We start from the raw sequence: 15,879 nt of genomic DNA on the forward strand, positions 1-15,879 counted from the left end.
AACGCAATGGATATGGGGATTGCCGGCAGGCGGGCCTTGTTGACGGGAGCAAGCAGGGGCATGGGCCTCGCCTGCGCGACGGCACTCGCCGGCGAAGGTGTCGAAGTGACGATCGTTGCCCGCAACGAGGAGACCCTGTGCCGTGCTGCCCGGCACATCGAGGTCGCGACGGGCACGCGGGTGGCCTTCGTCGCCGCCGACATCACCACCGACGAGGGTCGTCGCAAGGCCCTTGGCGCCTGCCCGCAACCGGACATCCTACTCAACAATGCGGGAGGTTTCCCGCCCGGCGATTTTCGCGACTGGGACAGAAACACCTGGATCGCCGCCATCGACCTCATGATGCTGCCTCCCATCCTCATGATCCGCGAGGTCTTTGACGGAATGATGGAGCGCGGCTTCGGCCGCATCGTCAACATCGCCTCGCGCAGCGTGAAGATCGCGCAGCCGGAAATGGGGCTTTCCAACGGCGCACGTTCGGGCCTCGTGGGGTTCATGGCGGGTATTGCACGGGCCGGGACATATCGCGGCGTAACGGTCAACACGCTCCTGCCGGGCATCTTCGATACCGATGCACAGCGCGATCACGTGGCGGCACTTGCCGCCGAAACGGGGCGCGGTTTCGACGAGATCTGGAACGAGCGCGCTGCTGGCAATCCCGCCCGCCGCTATGGCCGTGCCGAAGAAATTGCCGCCTACTTCACCTTCCTCTGCTCGGTTCACGCGGGTTTCATCACCGGCCAGAACCTCATGATCGACGGCGGCAGCTATCCCGGAACCTATTGATGAGCGGTATCGGATCCTGCTGCTGCCCTCAGCTCGCCCCGCTGCCGGTTTCGGCAGATCGCGACTGGGCACACCAAGCTATCGACCTCCTTCAGGGCGATGCCCGCCGGTCGGCGGACACCCATCTGGTCAAGCCGGTCTTCCCCGGCCTGTCCGGCATCTCGATCTACCTGAAGGATGAGAGCACCCATCCAACCGGAAGCCTCAAGCACCGGCTGGCCCGCTCCCTGTTCCTCTACGGCATCTGCAACGGCAGCATCGGACCGCGCACGACACTGGTCGAGGCATCATCCGGTTCCACGGCGGTTTCCGAGGCCTATTTTGCCCATCTGCTCGGATTGCCGTTCATCGCCGTGACGCCGGCGTCGACGAGCACCGCCAAGATCACCGCCATCGAGCGTTTCGGCGGACGTTGCCATCTGGTTGCGTCACCCGCCGCAGTCTATGGCGAGGCCGCGCGCATCGCACATGAAACCAGCGGCCATTATCTCGACCAGTTCACCTATGCCGAACGCGCCACTGACTGGCGTGGTAACAACAATATCGCCGAGAGTATCTTTGGGCAGATGGAAGGCGAGACCCACCCCGTTCCGGACTGGGTGGTCATGAGCGCCGGTACCGGCGGCACATCGGCGACGCTGGGCCGCTACATCCGTTATCGCAAGCTGGCGAGCCGGCTCTGCGTTGTCGACGTCGAGAACTCGACCTTCTACGAAAGCTGGTGTCGACGCGACCGGTCGCTGACCTGTGCCCTGCCATCGCGCATCGAGGGGATAGGCCGTCCGCGGGTCGAGCCTTCCTTCATCCCCGAAGTCATCGACCACATGATCCGGGTGCCCGACGCGGCTTCTCTGGCTGCGGCACACATCCTTTCGGAGCGATTGTTCCGCAGGGTCGGCGGTTCCACCGGGACAAATTTCTTCGGCATGTTGTGGATCGCCGCGAACATGCTGCGCGACGGCCGCCCGGGCTCGCTCGTGTCGCTCATCTGCGACAGCGGCGACCGCTACGGCTCCACCTATTTCAATCCGGACTGGCTGGACGCCAACGGCCTCGACCTCGCCCCCTGGAAGGCGATGATCGAGACGTTCCTGGACACGGGCATATGGAACCAGCCCGCCACCCGATGACTTCACGAGCCGCTTCAGCCTGCATCATGTTCCGGGTCGAGGTCGATTTCGAGGTCGAGCAGGGGCGGGTATTGCTGCGCACCGAAGATGTCGGCGTCACCGGGGCTGCCTGACGGGCGCTCGCGGCGAATCGTGAACTTGATCGCCATGGCCGGATCGAAGGTGACGAAATCCGTGATCTGCTCCGGTGGCACGCCGAACAGCCGCTCGACCCTTTCGCGCGTCAGGCTGCCGCTGTCGCGCACCTTCTCGTAGATATCGCGGTCGGTGAAGATGATATCGAAGGTGATCTTGTCGACGCCCGCATTCTTGCTGCGCACGGTCTTTGCGAGATCCTTGAGATAGTGCCTGGTCATTGTCAGCCGCCGATCGTGGTGATGTGGGTCGGGAAGAGTTCCATGGGATCATCTACGGCGATGGTGTGGTTCAGGGTCCAGCGATAGCCGGCGCTGGCCCGCACCACCTCGTCGAGCGGGAACGCGACGGACCCCGCCGTGCCCTTCACGTCGGGCAGCCGGGCATAGAACATCTGCCGGGTTCCGGTCATCGTCACCTCTTCGGCCATCTCGGATGTCGGAGCGACACCCTGGACGAGTATGCACAGCTCGTGGGCCGGCGTCCTGACCGGCTCCATCGTCCCCATCACGCCGTTGCGGCCATAGACCGTGTAATGCAGCTCGTAGCCCGCGGTGCCGAAGCGCTCCTCGACCTGGTGTCTGGCCCAGCCGATCACCTCGTCGACATGGGCGATCGTGTAGGGATCGCGGATCCCCACCAGTCCGATATAGCGCTCGCCCACCTTGCCCGATCCCTCCAGCTTGACCCGCACCCGGTCGGCATGATGGAACACCTGTCCGGTCACGCGGGTCGTCTTTTCGGAGACTTGTTCGTAATGGCACCGGCTCATGTCCAGCACGCCGCCGGCCACATGTTCGAGGAACGGGTTCGAGCGCTCATACATCGCGTGACCGGCCACCGAAGCTATCGTGCAGCGTTGGTCCGGGTGCATCGCGGTGATGTGAACGCCATCGGACCGCACCTCGCCCATGACGGTTTCCTTGGCTCCATAGGGCTCCGCACAGAAGGAGGCACATTCCAGCGCCTTGCCCAGGAAGTAGGCATCCGCCTCCGCAGCTCCCCTGAAGATTGCCGGTGCGGCAAAGACCACGCAATCCGACGACCGCCCGCCAATGATGACATCGGCTCCCTTGCGCAGCAGATCGAGATAGGGATGGACACCTGCCACCGCGACGATGCGATCGGTCGCGTCCAGTTCCGCTTCGCTCAGCGCATCGCGCCCGTCCAGTCCCTCCACAGGCTCCTGCGAGCGGATGGCAGCACGGACCCTCTCCCTGTCGACCCCGCTGTAGAAATGGCCGAGTCTGAAGGGGGCAAGACCATGCTTGCGCGCGAGATCGCGAATGATATCGCAATACATGTCGACACGGCTGTCGGTGCCGGTATCGCCGGCGGAGCCGATGATCATCGGTACCCCGATCCTCCTGGACGCCAGCAGCATGTCCTCAAGATCGCGGGTCTGCCACGCCTTCGGACTGGCGCAGGTGTCCGAACCGAGTGGTACCGGACCCACGTCATCGCTGCCGCTATCGGCGGCAATGAAATCGGGGCCCGCGTCGACACCGATATGGAAGCTTTCAGGCTTGAGCGGCGCGAAGCCCAGATGGCCATTGGGGCAGATGATCTTGACAAGGCTCATGTTTCTCTCATTCCCGATAGGCGGTTTTCTTCATGGGTCGAGCAATCGCAGCTTCCGCATCTGGTGGCGGAGGGCATGACGCGAAAGGCCGAGGCGTCTGGCCGCTTCTCCCGACCGACCGTTGGCGGCCTTGAGGGCATCGGCGATCAGGCGGCGCTGGAAGACCTCGGTGCGGACATGGAAATCGCCATGAGACGAGCCGTCGTCGATGCCTCCCCGCGGGCACGAACCCTCGACTTCGCGCATGATCCGCGGCGGGATATGACTGGCGAGGATGCAATCATCTTCTTCGAGCGCAATGATGCGTTCGATGAGATTCTCGAGTTCGCGAACATTCCCCGGCCACCGATGATATCGGAAAACCTCGACGACCGACGGTTCCATGCCCTTGATGGTGCGGCCATAGATCCGCGAAAAGCGTTCGATGAAATGTTCCGCCAGCAGCAGCACGTCGTCGCCACGCTCACGCAGCGGTGGCAGGTTGATGCTGATGACTTGCAGGCGGTAGTAGAGATCCTCGCGGAAATGTCCTGCCTTGACCTCGCCGAACAGGATCCGGTTGGTGGCCGCGACAAAGCGGACATCGGTGCCGATGGACTGCTCCGCGCCGATGCGGCGGAAGCGGGCCGTATCGAGCAGCGTCAACAGTTTGGCCTGGAGAACGCTGTCGAGTTCCCGGACTTCATCGAGAAACAGCGTTCCCTTGTCGGCAACCTCGATCAGACCGACACGTCGTCCGACGGCCCCGGTGAATGCGCCGCGCTCGTGCCCGAAGAGTTCCGATTCGAGCAGGCTCGCCGGAATGGCGGCACAATTGATGTCGACGAACTCGAAGGGTGCGCGCGAGGACAATTCGTGCAGGGCCCGGGCGACCAGCCCCTTGCCGGTTCCGGTCTCGCCGTAGATGAGAACGCAGCGGGCCGGGCTCGTGGCGATCTTGCGCACCAGCGCCCGCATGGCCTCGATCTCGCAGCTGTTGCCATGAATCCGGTCGAGTGCGCTCAACGGCCGGCCCCGTCGCCATTCGCCAGTGTTGCAAAGGCGAACCTCTGCAATGGCTGCATGCAGGGCGGGCCGAAAGCGACCGAAAGCGCCGGTGCGCCGGTCTCAAGGCAGGCCAGGGACAATGTGCGCGCGTCATCGTCCTCGCCATGGCGGCACAGGGCCGGCCGGCCGTCTCCGCCGTGGCTCGCCATCAATGCCTGCGGATTGCACCCCATGCCGCTTTCCAGCGCCGCCCGCAGACGCTCCAGGCGCTCCTGCGAGCTTGCTTGCATGCAGTCGCCGGACCGGACAAGGTTCTCGTCGGCGAGCTGGACGAAGTGGTTCGTCCGGGCGACACTCCTGTCACCCCATTCGACCGCGATACCGTTGCAGGCGAGCTCGACGGCGGCCGTGACTCCCTGCCGGTCGGCAAGGACCAGGCAACCGCCACCGACATGACGAAGCTCCCGCAACATCGCCACGGCTGCCTTCACATCGGCGCAAACGGAGAGAATCCGGGTCATGACGAAATAGCGGAGCCAGCCCGGTGCATGATTGCGCACGGATGTCTGGGTATCGGCCACCGCGAGCCCGGCATCGTTGATCCCGCTTGAATACGCACCCGGCGCGCCGAGCGAACCCAGCGACAGCCAGGCATGCGGCATGTCGGGTCCCTCGTGCAGGGCCACCATCTGCAGGGGCGCATGATCGCCACGGAAATCTCGGTTCTTGGCGATCCGGGCTCCGCCCTGCGGATGCGGCATGGCCAGAACCGAGCAGCCATCCCCCTGATATGCCCCGAGATCGCCGAGTATCCCCGCATGAAGATAGATGAAAAGATCCAGCGGATCGACCGCATAGCCCTGGGCAATGCCGTCGATCTCCGCCATGTCGCCGGCACAATGAGCCTGTGCGAAGGCATGCTGCCTGTCGATGAAATCCCGATCGATCCGGATCGTCTCCAGCCGGGCCGCCAGTGCGTCACGCACCGCAGCAGCCGCGTCCGGTCGCAGGGCGGCCTGTCCACGGCCCCGGACATGGGCGTCGCCGCGAAGATGGAGAAAGTTCCTCATGCGCGACCTTCATTGCCATGCAGATGGCAACGTACGCTGACATCGCCTTCCAGCATGACCGCGTCGGGCGATTTTTGACGACAGACGGGCATGGCATGCGGGCAGCGGGTGTGAAACCGGCAGCCGGCGGGCGGGTCGATCGGCGAGGGCGGATCGCCGTCGAGCCTGATGCGCGCCGACGATCCGGCATGGGTCTTCGGTGCCGCGGAAATGAGTGCCTGCGTATAGGGATGGCTGGGCTGGGCGATGACCCGTCTGGCGGGACCGGTCTCGACGATCTCGCCCAGATACATGACCGCCACACGATCGCTGACATAGCCGATGACGGCGATGTCATGACTGACGAACAGGTAGGTCAGCGACAATTCCCGGCGCAGTTCGGCCAGCAGTTCGATCACCTGGGCCTGAATGGAGACATCCAGCGCCGACACCGGCTCGTCGCAGACGACAAGGTCCGGTTCCAGCACGAGGGCACGCGCAATGCCGATGCGCTGACGCTGTCCACCGGAGAACTGATGGGGGAAACGCTGGAGCATCTCGTGCGACAGGCCGACCCGACCCGCGATCGCGACAACCTTGCGCCGGATGACGTCAGCATCGCGCTCGCCATGCAGCTTCAAGGGACGGGCGATGATGGAAAAGACGTTCTGCCGCGGGTTCAGCGAGGCATAGGGATCCTGGAAAATGATCTGCATGCGCCGTCGCAACGCCTTGAGCTGCGACGCATCGGCCCCGGTGACGTCCTCACCGTCGAGCTCCACCGTTCCACCCGTGGGCTCCAGCAGCCGCAGCAGGGTCCGCCCCAGCGTCGACTTCCCGCACCCGCTCTCGCCGATCAGGCCCAGCGTCTCTCCGCGGGCCATGCTCAGGTCTACGCCATCCACGGCCCGAACCGCATGCCCCGGGCGCCCGATGAGCCTGCCGAACATGCTGCCACCGATCTCGTAATGCTTGGTCAATCCTCTCACACGCAGAAAGGTCTCGCTCATGAGGAACTTCCAAGCACGCAGCGCACCGCCCTGCCCGGCGCCCGATCCTCCAGCATCACCGGCTGCATGCAGCGCCCGTGCGCCTGCATGCAGCGCGGGGCAAAGCGGCATCCGGCAGGCAGGCGTGCCAGATCGGGCGGCTGTCCCGGAATGGGGGAAATCGCCTTGTCCAGATGATCGAGATCGGGAATCGAGGCCAGCAGGCCGACGGCATAGGGATGCAGCGGCTGATCGATGAGCTCGCGTGTCGCCGCCCGCTCGACGATCTGCCCTGCATACATCACCATCACCCGGTCGCAATATTCCGCAACAACGCCCAGATCGTGGGTAATGATCACCACGGCCATGCCGAGCTCGCGACGCAGCCGGTCGAGCAGTTCCAGCACCTGGGCCTGGATGGTGACATCCAGCGCCGTTGTCGGTTCGTCGGCGATCAGCAGTTTCGGTTCGCACGCCAGCGCGATGGCGATCATGATCCGCTGGCGCATGCCACCCGAAAACTGGTGCGGATAGTCACGCAACCGGGTCTCCGGTGCAGGGATACCCACCAGACGCAGCAGTTCGAGGGAACGCTCGCGCGTCGCGCGCCGGCCGAGGGCCATACCGTGTGCCCCGAGGGTCTCGGCGATCTGCTCGCCGATCGTGAAGGCCGGGTTGAGCGAGGTCAGGGCATCCTGAAGGGTCATCGCCATCTGCCGCCCGCGAATCCGCCGCCAGGCCCGGTCGTCGAGACCGACCAGTTCGCGACCTTCCAGCCGCACGCTGCCGCGGTCGATCCGGCCGGGCGGACGTACCAGTCCCATGACGCTCTGGAATGTCACGCTCTTGCCGGAACCGCTTTCGCCGACCACGCCGACGCATTCGCCGGCATTCACCGCGAAATCGACACCGTCCACGGCGACAAGGTCGCCATGCCGGGTGGCAAAGACCGTTCGCAGGCCGCGGACTTCGAGCAGGGCATCAGTCATGGAGCTTGGGATCGAAGGCGTCGCGCAATCCCTGGCTGGCGACATTGATGGCAAGGACGAGAATGAGGATGGCCAGTCCGGGGAACGTGCTGACCCACCACGCCTGGAGCATGAACTGCCGCCCGTCGGCAACCATCGACCCCCAGCTCGCCATGGGCGGCTGCACGCCAAGGCCCAGGAACGAAAGACTGGCTTCGAGGATGATGACATGGGCCATGCGGATGGTTGCCACCACCAGCACCGGCGAAAGGATGTTGGGGAGGATCTCGTACCGCATGACCTGCAGGCTGGAGGCGCCGGCCGCCCGCGCCGCCTCGACATATTCGAGTTCGCGCACCGACAGCGTTTCCCCGCGCACCACCCGGCACGGGATGACCCATTCCTTGTAGGCGAGCGCAAGGATGATGTTCTGCAACCCCGGCCCCATCATGGCCATGAGCCCTATGGCAAAGATCAGATAGGGGAAACCGAGGAGGATATCGACGAGCCGCGAGATCAGGATGTCCGGCCAGCCGCGCAGATAGCCGGCCGCCAGACCGGCGACGATGCCGATCGTCGTTGCCACGAGGATGACCGCCGCACCGATGAAGATGGAAATTCGCGCGCCGTAGATGATCCTCGAAAGGATATCCCTGCCAAGCGCATCACATCCGAGCGGGAAGGCCATCTCGCCTCCTGCCACCCAGAACGGAGGCTGGAGGCGGCGGAACAGGTCCGTCTCGTAGGGATCGTGCGGCGCCAGCCACGGTGCGAGGACGGCCGCCAGCAACACCAGGAGAACCACCAGCGTCGCCGCAACGGCCAGACGGTTTTCGGCAAAGATGGCCAGCGACCGCCGCAGCGGGGTTTCGGTGACGGGCAGGGCCGCGTCGGCGACCGCGCTCATAGCCCGACCCTCGGATTGAGCCACGTGTAGAGGATGTCGGCGACCAGATTGAGCATCACATAGGTTACCGCGTAGAGCAGGACCGCCGCCTGAACCAGCGGATAGTTGCGCACGAAGATGCTCTCCACCACCAGCCTCCCCAGGCCGGGCCAGCCGAACACCGTTTCCACGACCATGTTGCCGCCCAGCAGCGAACCCGTCTCGATGGCAGCCACCGTGACGGTGGGAATGAGCGCATTCTTGAGGGCCAGCCTGAACAGCACGCGGCGCTGTGACAAGCCGCGCGCACGGGCGAAGGTGATGTAGTCCTGTCGCAGGACTTCGAGCATCGAGGCCCGGGTGACGCGGGTCAGGATGGCGGCCATGGGCAGGGCCAGCGTGACCGCGGGCAGGATGATATGCGAGAGCGCCTCACCGAACAGGGCGAAGTTGCCGGTGATCAGGCTGTCGACCAGCAACAGCCCGGTAATATCGGGAAGTTCGCTGGAAAAGCCCACCCGGCCTGATACCGGAAGCCAGTGCAGGTTCACCGAGAACAGCATCAGCAGCAGGATGCCGAACCAGAATCCGGGAAGGGAGACACCCAGCAACGATGAAACTGTCGCCAGGCGATCAATGAACCGGTTGCGGTAGAGGGCTGCCAGCACACCCAGCGGGATCGATATGGCCAGCGCCAGGATGAGACTGGCCAGGGTCAGTTCGATGGTGGCCGGCAGCCTTTCGGCGATGACATCGGCCACCGGCCGCCGATGGAAGAAGCTCTGGCCGAAATCGCCCGTTGCGACATTGCCGATGAAAACGAAAAAGCGTTCATGGGCCGGACGGTCGAGACCCATGTCGTGACGGATGCCCGCCTCCTCCTCCGCCGTGACCTGCTGGTCGCCGAGCATGATGTCCACCGGATCGCCCGGCGTGAGCGCCATCATCACGAAGACGATGAAACTCACGCCCAGCAATACCGGCACGAGCTGCACCAGACGTTCGGCGAGCCTCGCAGGTCTCACGTCAGCGGCCCTCAGCCGTCGACACAGGCATCATGCAGGTTGATGCGGCTGTCCGCGCTGGGCTGCCATCCGCTAACCCTCTTCGAGACGCCGTAGACATCCTGCGGAACCCACAGGAAGACCATCGGCACGTCCTTTTGCACCAGATCCTGCGCCTGAATGTAGAGCTGCATGCGTTTGTCGGCATCGGTTTCCGTCGAGGCGGCCGTCAACAGCCCGTCCAGTTCGGGATTGGCATATCCGCTCGAATTGCCGCGCGCATCCGTCATCAATACCGGGTTGAAGATATCGTAGGGATCGAGCGTACCGTTCCCCCACGAGGTGAACCACATGTCGCCTTCGCGCACCTTGGCACCCTCGGTCCGCCACTTGTCGACCAGCTGCGACCCCTCGCCCACCTGCACGGTGGTGCGGATGCCGGCCTTGGTGAGCAGCGATGCGACGGCCTCGGCAATGTCCTTGAAGGCGCCCTCCACGTCCATGGTCACGTCGATACCGTCACCCAGCCCCGCCTCTTCGAGCAGCGAAGCGGTCTTGTCCGGGTCGTAGGGATGTCCCGCCAGCGCGGGATCGAAGGCGAAGGCATCGGGGCTGAGGATGCCCTCGATCGGCACCGCCAGGCCGTTGAGGATCTTGTCGATCACCAGTTGCTTGTCGATGGCATGGGCCAGTGCCTCGCGCACCTTCACATTGTCGAAGGGCGGCTTTTCCATGTTGAGGGCGATGTAGAAACTGCGCGTTCCGTTGACGGTCATCACCTTCGCATTGTCACTGTTCTCGACCGTGGCAATGTCCGACGGCGGCAGCTCGTTGATGATGTCGACATCGCCGGCCAGGAGTGCTGCCACGCGCGAGGAGCTTTCGGGAATGATCTGGAAGATCGCCCGCTCGACGCAGGCCGGACCCACGGGCGGGATCTCGGTGGAACCGCCGTAATAGTCGTCGTAACGGTCCATGATGACCGCCTCGCCCTTGCGCCACTCCGCGAGCCTGAACGGCCCGGTGCCGTTTTCCCTTTCCGCGAGCCCGCCCGGACCGGCAGCCTCGGTGAAACTTTTGGAGACGACCTCCTGAAACGGCAGCATGGCCGGCAGGATCGGCCACGGCTCGGACAGCCTGAAGCGGACGGTCGAATCGTCGACTGCCTCGACATCGACCAGCGGGCCGAGCAGGCCCTTGCGCGGGCTCGTCTGGCCATCCATCGCATTCTCGTCGATCAGCCGATGGAAGGTGAAGGCGACATCACCGGCCGTGAGCGGAGAACCGTCGTGGAAGGTCACGCCGGAGCGCAGCTTCGCCTCCCAGGTGGTGGGATCGACCTGCGTGAAGCTTTCGGCGAGCTGCGGCACGACCTGCATGTTCGCATCGCGGGTCACGACGCCGTCATACATGTTGCGCAGGATGGTCTCGGTCTCGCGCTTGCGATGGTTGGCGGGGTCGAGCGTCAGCGCATCGAGGGTAAAGCCAACCTTGATCTCGCTGGCATGAAGGTCGCCGGCCGCCGCACCGGCCATGACGGCCAGCGCCAGCAAGGATGTCGAAAGCCTTCTCATCGTCTCTCTCCCTCATGTTACATGGCCTGCATCGTTCCGCGGCCGCGACACCGTCGGCAACATCACGGCTGTCGCCGGAACCCGGCCGCGGAGCCAGGCTGCCTCCTGCATGGCACACGACCTGCGAAAACCAAAAAAGCAAGAGGCGTGCCAGACGCAAGGGGCGATTGGAAAAACCTGGCCAAAACCTTCAAATTCCCTTGGGACAGGCGTCTCCGGAGCAGAAATTCCGCACTTCACCGCAATATCGCATGCGTGATCTTGACGCCATTCTGTACCCGGGATGCGCGCATTGCACTCAATAACGGAAACAGGACCGCCCCATGCGACGCATCCTCCCCTGCGATGAGGCAAGCCACGGCTTGCCAGGCCCTGCGATGAGACAAGCCACGGCTTGCCAAGTCCGGTCGATGGCGTTATGGCGGTACCAATTCAGGAATGGTCCCGTATGGGAGGATCGCCGCAGTTCATGTCGATGGTCGGCCATAACCGCAACAATTCGAGCATTGCCCTGGCAGCGCTGCGCCAATGGCTGGCTCAGGATGGCCGTGTACCTGGAGACCGGCTTCCCCCCGAGCGGGAAATGGCCGAGCAATTCGAGGTCGGCAGGCGTTCCCTGCGTCGCGCGCTGGATGTCCTCGAAGCCGAAGGCCAGGTCTGGCGTCATCAGGGCAAGGGGACCTTCATCGGCGTGATGCCCTATCCCGCCGAACCGCCCGTCGCCGAGATCGCCGCTGCGACGGGGCCCGCCGACATCATGACGGCCCGCCTCGCCATCGAACCGGAGCTGGCCGCCCTCTGCTGCCGGTCCGCCGAGCCGGCGGATATCGTCCGCATGCGCTATCTCGCCAAGCGCATCGATGCCACCCGCGATCCCGATGCGGCCGAACTGTGGGACAGCGCATTGCATCGCCTGATTGCCTGGGCGGCCGGCAATCCCCTGCTGCTGGCCAGCTTTGCCCTGGTGGACGAGATCCGGCAGCAGGACGAGTGGCGCGACCTCCGCGAACAGGCCCGCAACGCCGAGAGCCGGGCCCTTTCCGGCCGCCAGCACCGGGAAATCATCGACGCCATCGCCATGCGCGATGCCGATGCCGCACGCCGCGCCATGCGCGCTCACCTGAGCAGCCTTGCCGAAAGGCTGGACGACATCATCGGGGCACCCTTCGTGGACACGTTGCGATGACCGCCGAAGCCCTGCTCACCGTCGAGAACCTCACCATCGGCTTTCGCGGATTGCGGCAGCCGCTCGTCGATGGCGTCGGTTTCGCGATGGAACGCGGACGCACGCTCTGCCTCGTGGGCGAGTCCGGCTGCGGCAAGTCGCTCACCGCCCTCGCGCTCATGGGCCTTCTCGCCTCGCCGCCGACGGAAAGGCGCGCCGGCCGGGCCCTGTTCGAGGGCCGCGACCTTTTCGACCTCGATCTCGCGGCCTTGCAGGACCTGCGCGGCGGCAGGATCGCGATGATCTTCCAGGAGCCGATGACCTCGCTCAATCCGGCCATCCGGATCGGCGAGCAGATCGCCGAGAGCATCCGCAGGCATCAGGGACTGGACCGGGCGGCCGCGAGAAGGCGCGCGCTCGACCGGCTGGAACAGGTCCGCATTCCCGCCGCCGCCCGACGCCTTGACGACTATCCGCACCAGCTTTCGGGCGGCATGCGCCAGAGGGTGATGATCGCCATGGCGCTCGCCAACGATCCGGCCCTGCTGATCGCCGACGAACCGACCACCGCCCTCGATGTCACCATCCAGGCGCAGATCCTCGATCTGATCCGCAACCTCCAGTCCGAAACGGGAGCGGCTCTCCTGCTCATCACCCACGATCTCGGCGTCGTCGCCCAGATGGCCGACGAGGTGGCCGTGATGTATGCCGGCAGGATCGTCGAATCCGGCCCGGCCAGGAACATCTTCGACGACCCGCAGCACCCCTACACGCTGGGGCTCATGGGCTCGCTGCCGACGCTGGACGCCCGGCGCGGGCCGTTGCTCACGATCCCCGGCATCGTGCCCTCGCCCGAACGGCTCCCCGACGGCTGCCGCTTTGCCGACCGCTGCCCGTTCCGGGGGCCGCCTTGCGTCGCGGTCCCGGCGCTCGCCCCACTCGGCGACGGCCATGCCGCCGCCTGTCACTACGTACCGCTTGAGGAAAAGGTCGCGTGATGGCCGCCGTGATCGAGGCCCATGGATTGCAGCGCCACTTCGGCGGCAGATCGTCGTGGTTCGGCCGCTCGTCCCCCGTCCGGGCCGTCGACGGCATCGACCTTGCCATCGAGGAAGGCGAGACCTTCGCCATCGTCGGCGAATCGGGTTGCGGCAAGTCCACGCTGGCACGGGTCCTGGCCGGACTCATGCCCGCCAGCGCCGGCTCGGTCAGCTTTCGCGGACGGGATCTGACCACCCTCGATCCGGCCGAACGCAAGCGGTTGCGCCGCGACATGCAGTTCGTGTTCCAGGACCCGTTCTCCTCGCTCAATCCACGCATGACCGCTGGTGCCCTGATCGGGGAGCCGCTCGCCGCGCATGACATCGGCGATGCCACCGGACGACGACGCAAGGTCGCCGAACTCATGGCCCGCGTCGGCCTGCGGCCCGAACATGCCAGCCGGTATCCGCACGAATTCTCGGGCGGGCAGCGGCAGCGCATCGGCATTGCCCGCGCGCTGGCCACCGGCCCCTCCGTCATCGTCGGCGACGAGCCGGTATCCGCGCTCGACGTGTCGATCCAGGCGCAGGTGATCAACCTGCTCGAAGAACTGAAGACCGAGTTCGGCCTGACGCTGGTCGTCATTTCCCATGACCTGACCGTCATTCATCACATGGCCGACAGGGTCGCGGTGATGTATCTGGGACAGATCGTCGAGCTGGCGCCAGTGCGCGAACTCTTCGCCAGTCCGCGGCATCCCTATACCGCAGCCCTGCTCGCCGCCATTCCGATGGATGGCCGGATGCCCGCGCAACCGCTCGAAGGCGATCCGCCCAATCCGCTCTCGCCACCTTCCGGCTGCCGGTTCCACACGCGCTGCCCCCACGCGGTCGCCGCATGTTCGGCCGACGCACCGGCTCTTGAAGCGACGGAGGATGGCGGGGGGAACCGTGCCGTCGCCTGCCATCGTGCCCGCGAGCTGTCGCTGCGCGGTGCCGATGGGGGCGGGAGGCCGCCCGCGACTGCCGCCGCGAGGCGTTTCGAACTCTATCGCCGGGCACGCGAAGTGCCGGTCATGACAGGAAGGGAACATCGCTCATGACGCTGAAACGGAAGCTCCCGCTGGCCCTCGTCCTGGGACTCTCGGCCACCGCCGTGCAGGCCGCCGACCTGCGCATCGGCCTTCAGGACGATGCGGACATCCTTGATCCCGACCAGTCGCGGACATTCGTCGGCCGCATCGTCTACACCTCGCTGTGCGACAAGCTCGTGGACATCACTCCCGACCTCGAGATCATCCCGCAACTGGCGACCGAATGGGAATGGTCGGAGGATGGCAGGCAGCTCACCATGAAGCTGCGCGAGGGCGTCACCTTCCACGACGGCGAACCGTTCGATGCCGCTGCCGTCGCGGCCAATATCGACCGTTCGAAGACTCTCGACGAAAGCCGCCGCAAGTCGGAGGTCGCGTCGATCGAATCGACCGAGGTCATCGACGACCGCACCATCCGTTTCAACCTGAGCGCACCGGACGCCACCCTGCTGGCCCAGCTTGCCGACCGGGCGGGCATGATGATCGCCCCGAAGGCCGCCAGCGAGGCGGGTGCCGATTTCGGGCTCAAGCCGGTCTGCTCGGGGCCCTACAGGTTCAAGGAGCGCATCCAGCAGGATCGCATCGTCCTGGAGAAGTTCGACGGTTACTGGAACGCCGACGCCTTCCATTTCGATACCGTGACCTTCCTGCCCATTCCCGATACCACGGTGCGTCTCGCCAATCTGCGCGCCGGCGATCTGGACATGATCGAGCGGCTGGCGGCGACCGACCTCCAGTCGGTGAAGGACGACAGTGCGCTCGCCGTGGAGCAGGCGGTGTCGCTGGGCTACCAGGGCATCACCGTCAATGTCGCCAACGGCCCGCGCGCCGACACGCCCATCGGCAAGGACCCCCGCATCCGCCAGGCCCTGTCGCTGGCGGTGGACCGCAATGTCATCAACCAGGTCGTTTTCAACGGTGCCTTCGCCGCCGGCAACCAGCCCTTCGCACCGACCTCGCCCTGGTATGACCAGAAGTTTCCCGTGCCCGCACGCGATGTCGCGAAGGCCAGGGCGCTTCTCGCCGAGGCGGGCTATCCCGACGGCCTGAAGATCGAGGTGCAGGTGACCAACAATCCGGTGCAGATGCAGCTCACGCAGGTCGTGCAGGCCATGGCGTCCGAAGCCGGCATCACCATCGAACTGGTTGCCAAGGAATTCGCCACCCTGCTCAAGGACCAGACAGCGGGCGATTATACCGCCAGCCAGGTGGGCTGGTCCGGCCGGGTGGACCCCGACGGCAACATCCACCAGTTCCTGACCTGCAAGGGCGGCATCAACGACAGCAAGTACTGCAATCCCGAGATCGACAGGCTGCTCGACGAGGCCCGCGCCACCAATGACATGGACAAGCGCAAGGCCAGCTATGACGCCGCCCGCGCGATCCTCGATTCGGACCTGCCGATCATCTATCTCTACCATCCGGTATGGATCTGGGCGCTGAACGGCAGGATCGACGGGTTCGTGCCCTATCCCGACGGCATGATCCGCCTCGAAAACGTCAGCTTCTCCGGCTGATGCGACGGAATGACGGGGCCCGGCGGGCGATAC

At 65.1% G+C, this 15,879-nt stretch carries 15 protein-coding genes; 6 read left to right on the forward strand and 9 right to left on the reverse strand.

Going from position 1 to position 15,879, the window contains the following annotated elements; genetic code table 11:
• Positions 1 to 6: 6 nt before the first annotated feature.
• On the forward strand, positions 7 to 786 hold the full coding sequence (locus H6851_19820) for an SDR family oxidoreductase (GenBank protein MCB9945855.1): 780 nt from the start codon (positions 7 to 9) through the stop codon (positions 784 to 786).
• Complete coding sequence (locus H6851_19825; GenBank protein MCB9945856.1) at positions 786 to 1,916, forward strand: PLP-dependent cysteine synthase family protein; 1,131 nt, start codon at positions 786 to 788, stop codon at positions 1,914 to 1,916. The genes H6851_19820 and H6851_19825 overlap by 1 nt, the downstream gene beginning before the upstream one ends.
• Positions 1,917 to 1,930: 14 nt before the next feature.
• Here the strand turns inward: H6851_19825 and H6851_19830 are convergent, their stop codons facing one another.
• From H6851_19830 to H6851_19870, 9 genes are read right to left on the reverse strand one after another with little or no spacing between them, the layout of a single operon-like run.
• Positions 1,931 to 2,272 (reverse strand): DUF4387 domain-containing protein, encoded by a 342-nt coding sequence (locus H6851_19830; GenBank protein ID MCB9945857.1) that lies wholly within the window; start codon positions 2,270 to 2,272, stop codon positions 1,931 to 1,933.
• A 2-nt stretch (positions 2,273 to 2,274) separates the two neighbouring features.
• Positions 2,275 to 3,633: an acyclic terpene utilization AtuA family protein gene (locus tag H6851_19835; protein ID MCB9945858.1), complete on the reverse strand. Its 1,359-nt coding sequence runs from the start codon at positions 3,631 to 3,633 to the stop codon at positions 2,275 to 2,277.
• A gap of 30 nt (positions 3,634 to 3,663) precedes the next feature.
• A complete protein-coding gene (locus H6851_19840) occupies positions 3,664 to 4,638 on the reverse strand; it encodes a sigma-54-dependent Fis family transcriptional regulator (protein MCB9945859.1) in 975 nt (324 codons plus the stop codon).
• Positions 4,635 to 5,690: a hypothetical protein gene (locus H6851_19845; GenBank protein MCB9945860.1), complete on the reverse strand. Its 1,056-nt coding sequence runs from the start codon at positions 5,688 to 5,690 to the stop codon at positions 4,635 to 4,637. The genes H6851_19840 and H6851_19845 overlap by 4 nt, the downstream gene beginning before the upstream one ends.
• Entirely contained in the window at positions 5,687 to 6,679 is a 993-nt protein-coding gene (locus H6851_19850) for an ATP-binding cassette domain-containing protein (protein MCB9945861.1), read from the reverse strand. The genes H6851_19845 and H6851_19850 overlap by 4 nt, the downstream gene beginning before the upstream one ends.
• Positions 6,676 to 7,647, reverse strand: coding sequence for an ABC transporter ATP-binding protein (locus H6851_19855; protein MCB9945862.1), 972 nt, complete (start codon positions 7,645 to 7,647; stop codon positions 6,676 to 6,678). The genes H6851_19850 and H6851_19855 overlap by 4 nt, the downstream gene beginning before the upstream one ends.
• Entirely contained in the window at positions 7,640 to 8,533 is an 894-nt protein-coding gene (locus H6851_19860; GenBank protein MCB9945863.1) for an ABC transporter permease, read from the reverse strand. The genes H6851_19855 and H6851_19860 overlap by 8 nt, the downstream gene beginning before the upstream one ends.
• Positions 8,530 to 9,537, reverse strand: coding sequence for an ABC transporter permease (locus tag H6851_19865; protein MCB9945864.1), 1,008 nt, complete (start codon positions 9,535 to 9,537; stop codon positions 8,530 to 8,532). The genes H6851_19860 and H6851_19865 overlap by 4 nt, the downstream gene beginning before the upstream one ends.
• An 11-nt stretch (positions 9,538 to 9,548) precedes the next feature.
• Positions 9,549 to 11,090, reverse strand: coding sequence for an ABC transporter substrate-binding protein (locus H6851_19870; protein MCB9945865.1), 1,542 nt, complete (start codon positions 11,088 to 11,090; stop codon positions 9,549 to 9,551).
• Between the two features lie 448 nt (positions 11,091 to 11,538).
• Here H6851_19870 and H6851_19875 point away from each other — a divergent pair, with 448 nt between their 5' ends.
• The 4 genes from H6851_19875 to H6851_19890 are packed head-to-tail and all read left to right on the forward strand — an operon-like array spanning position 11,539 to position 15,846.
• A complete protein-coding gene (locus tag H6851_19875) occupies positions 11,539 to 12,276 on the forward strand; it encodes a FadR family transcriptional regulator (protein ID MCB9945866.1) in 738 nt (245 codons plus the stop codon).
• Positions 12,273 to 13,253: an ABC transporter ATP-binding protein gene (locus H6851_19880; protein MCB9945867.1), complete on the forward strand. Its 981-nt coding sequence runs from the start codon at positions 12,273 to 12,275 to the stop codon at positions 13,251 to 13,253. The genes H6851_19875 and H6851_19880 overlap by 4 nt, the downstream gene beginning before the upstream one ends.
• On the forward strand, positions 13,253 to 14,338 hold the full coding sequence (locus tag H6851_19885; GenBank protein MCB9945868.1) for an ATP-binding cassette domain-containing protein: 1,086 nt from the start codon (positions 13,253 to 13,255) through the stop codon (positions 14,336 to 14,338). Before H6851_19880 ends, H6851_19885 begins: the two co-directional genes overlap by 1 nt.
• Positions 14,335 to 15,846 (forward strand): ABC transporter substrate-binding protein, encoded by a 1,512-nt coding sequence (locus H6851_19890; GenBank protein MCB9945869.1) that lies wholly within the window; start codon positions 14,335 to 14,337, stop codon positions 15,844 to 15,846. The genes H6851_19885 and H6851_19890 overlap by 4 nt, the downstream gene beginning before the upstream one ends.
• The last annotated feature ends 33 nt before the right edge of the window (positions 15,847 to 15,879 follow it).

This window comes from Geminicoccaceae bacterium (genome assembly GCA_020638465.1).
Lineage (GTDB): Bacteria > Pseudomonadota > Alphaproteobacteria > Geminicoccales > Geminicoccaceae > JAGREO01.

Coding starts and splice junctions, on each gene's coding strand:
- H6851_19820 (MCB9945855.1), top strand. CDS start 7: ATGGATATGGGGATTGCCGGCAGGCGGGCCTTGTTGACGGGAGCAAGC.
- H6851_19825 (MCB9945856.1), top strand. CDS start 786: ATGAGCGGTATCGGATCCTGCTGCTGCCCTCAGCTCGCCCCGCTGCCG.
- H6851_19830 (MCB9945857.1), bottom strand. CDS start 2,272: ATGACCAGGCACTATCTCAAGGATCTCGCAAAGACCGTGCGCAGCAAG.
- H6851_19835 (MCB9945858.1), bottom strand. CDS start 3,633: ATGAGCCTTGTCAAGATCATCTGCCCCAATGGCCATCTGGGCTTCGCG.
- H6851_19845 (MCB9945860.1), bottom strand. CDS start 5,690: ATGAGGAACTTTCTCCATCTTCGCGGCGACGCCCATGTCCGGGGCCGT.
- H6851_19850 (MCB9945861.1), bottom strand. CDS start 6,679: ATGAGCGAGACCTTTCTGCGTGTGAGAGGATTGACCAAGCATTACGAG.
- H6851_19855 (MCB9945862.1), bottom strand. CDS start 7,647: ATGACTGATGCCCTGCTCGAAGTCCGCGGCCTGCGAACGGTCTTTGCC.
- H6851_19860 (MCB9945863.1), bottom strand. CDS start 8,533: ATGAGCGCGGTCGCCGACGCGGCCCTGCCCGTCACCGAAACCCCGCTG.
- H6851_19870 (MCB9945865.1), bottom strand. CDS start 11,090: ATGAGAAGGCTTTCGACATCCTTGCTGGCGCTGGCCGTCATGGCCGGT.
- H6851_19875 (MCB9945866.1), top strand. CDS start 11,539: ATGGGAGGATCGCCGCAGTTCATGTCGATGGTCGGCCATAACCGCAAC.
- H6851_19880 (MCB9945867.1), top strand. CDS start 12,273: ATGACCGCCGAAGCCCTGCTCACCGTCGAGAACCTCACCATCGGCTTT.
- H6851_19885 (MCB9945868.1), top strand. CDS start 13,253: ATGGCCGCCGTGATCGAGGCCCATGGATTGCAGCGCCACTTCGGCGGC.
- H6851_19890 (MCB9945869.1), top strand. CDS start 14,335: ATGACGCTGAAACGGAAGCTCCCGCTGGCCCTCGTCCTGGGACTCTCG.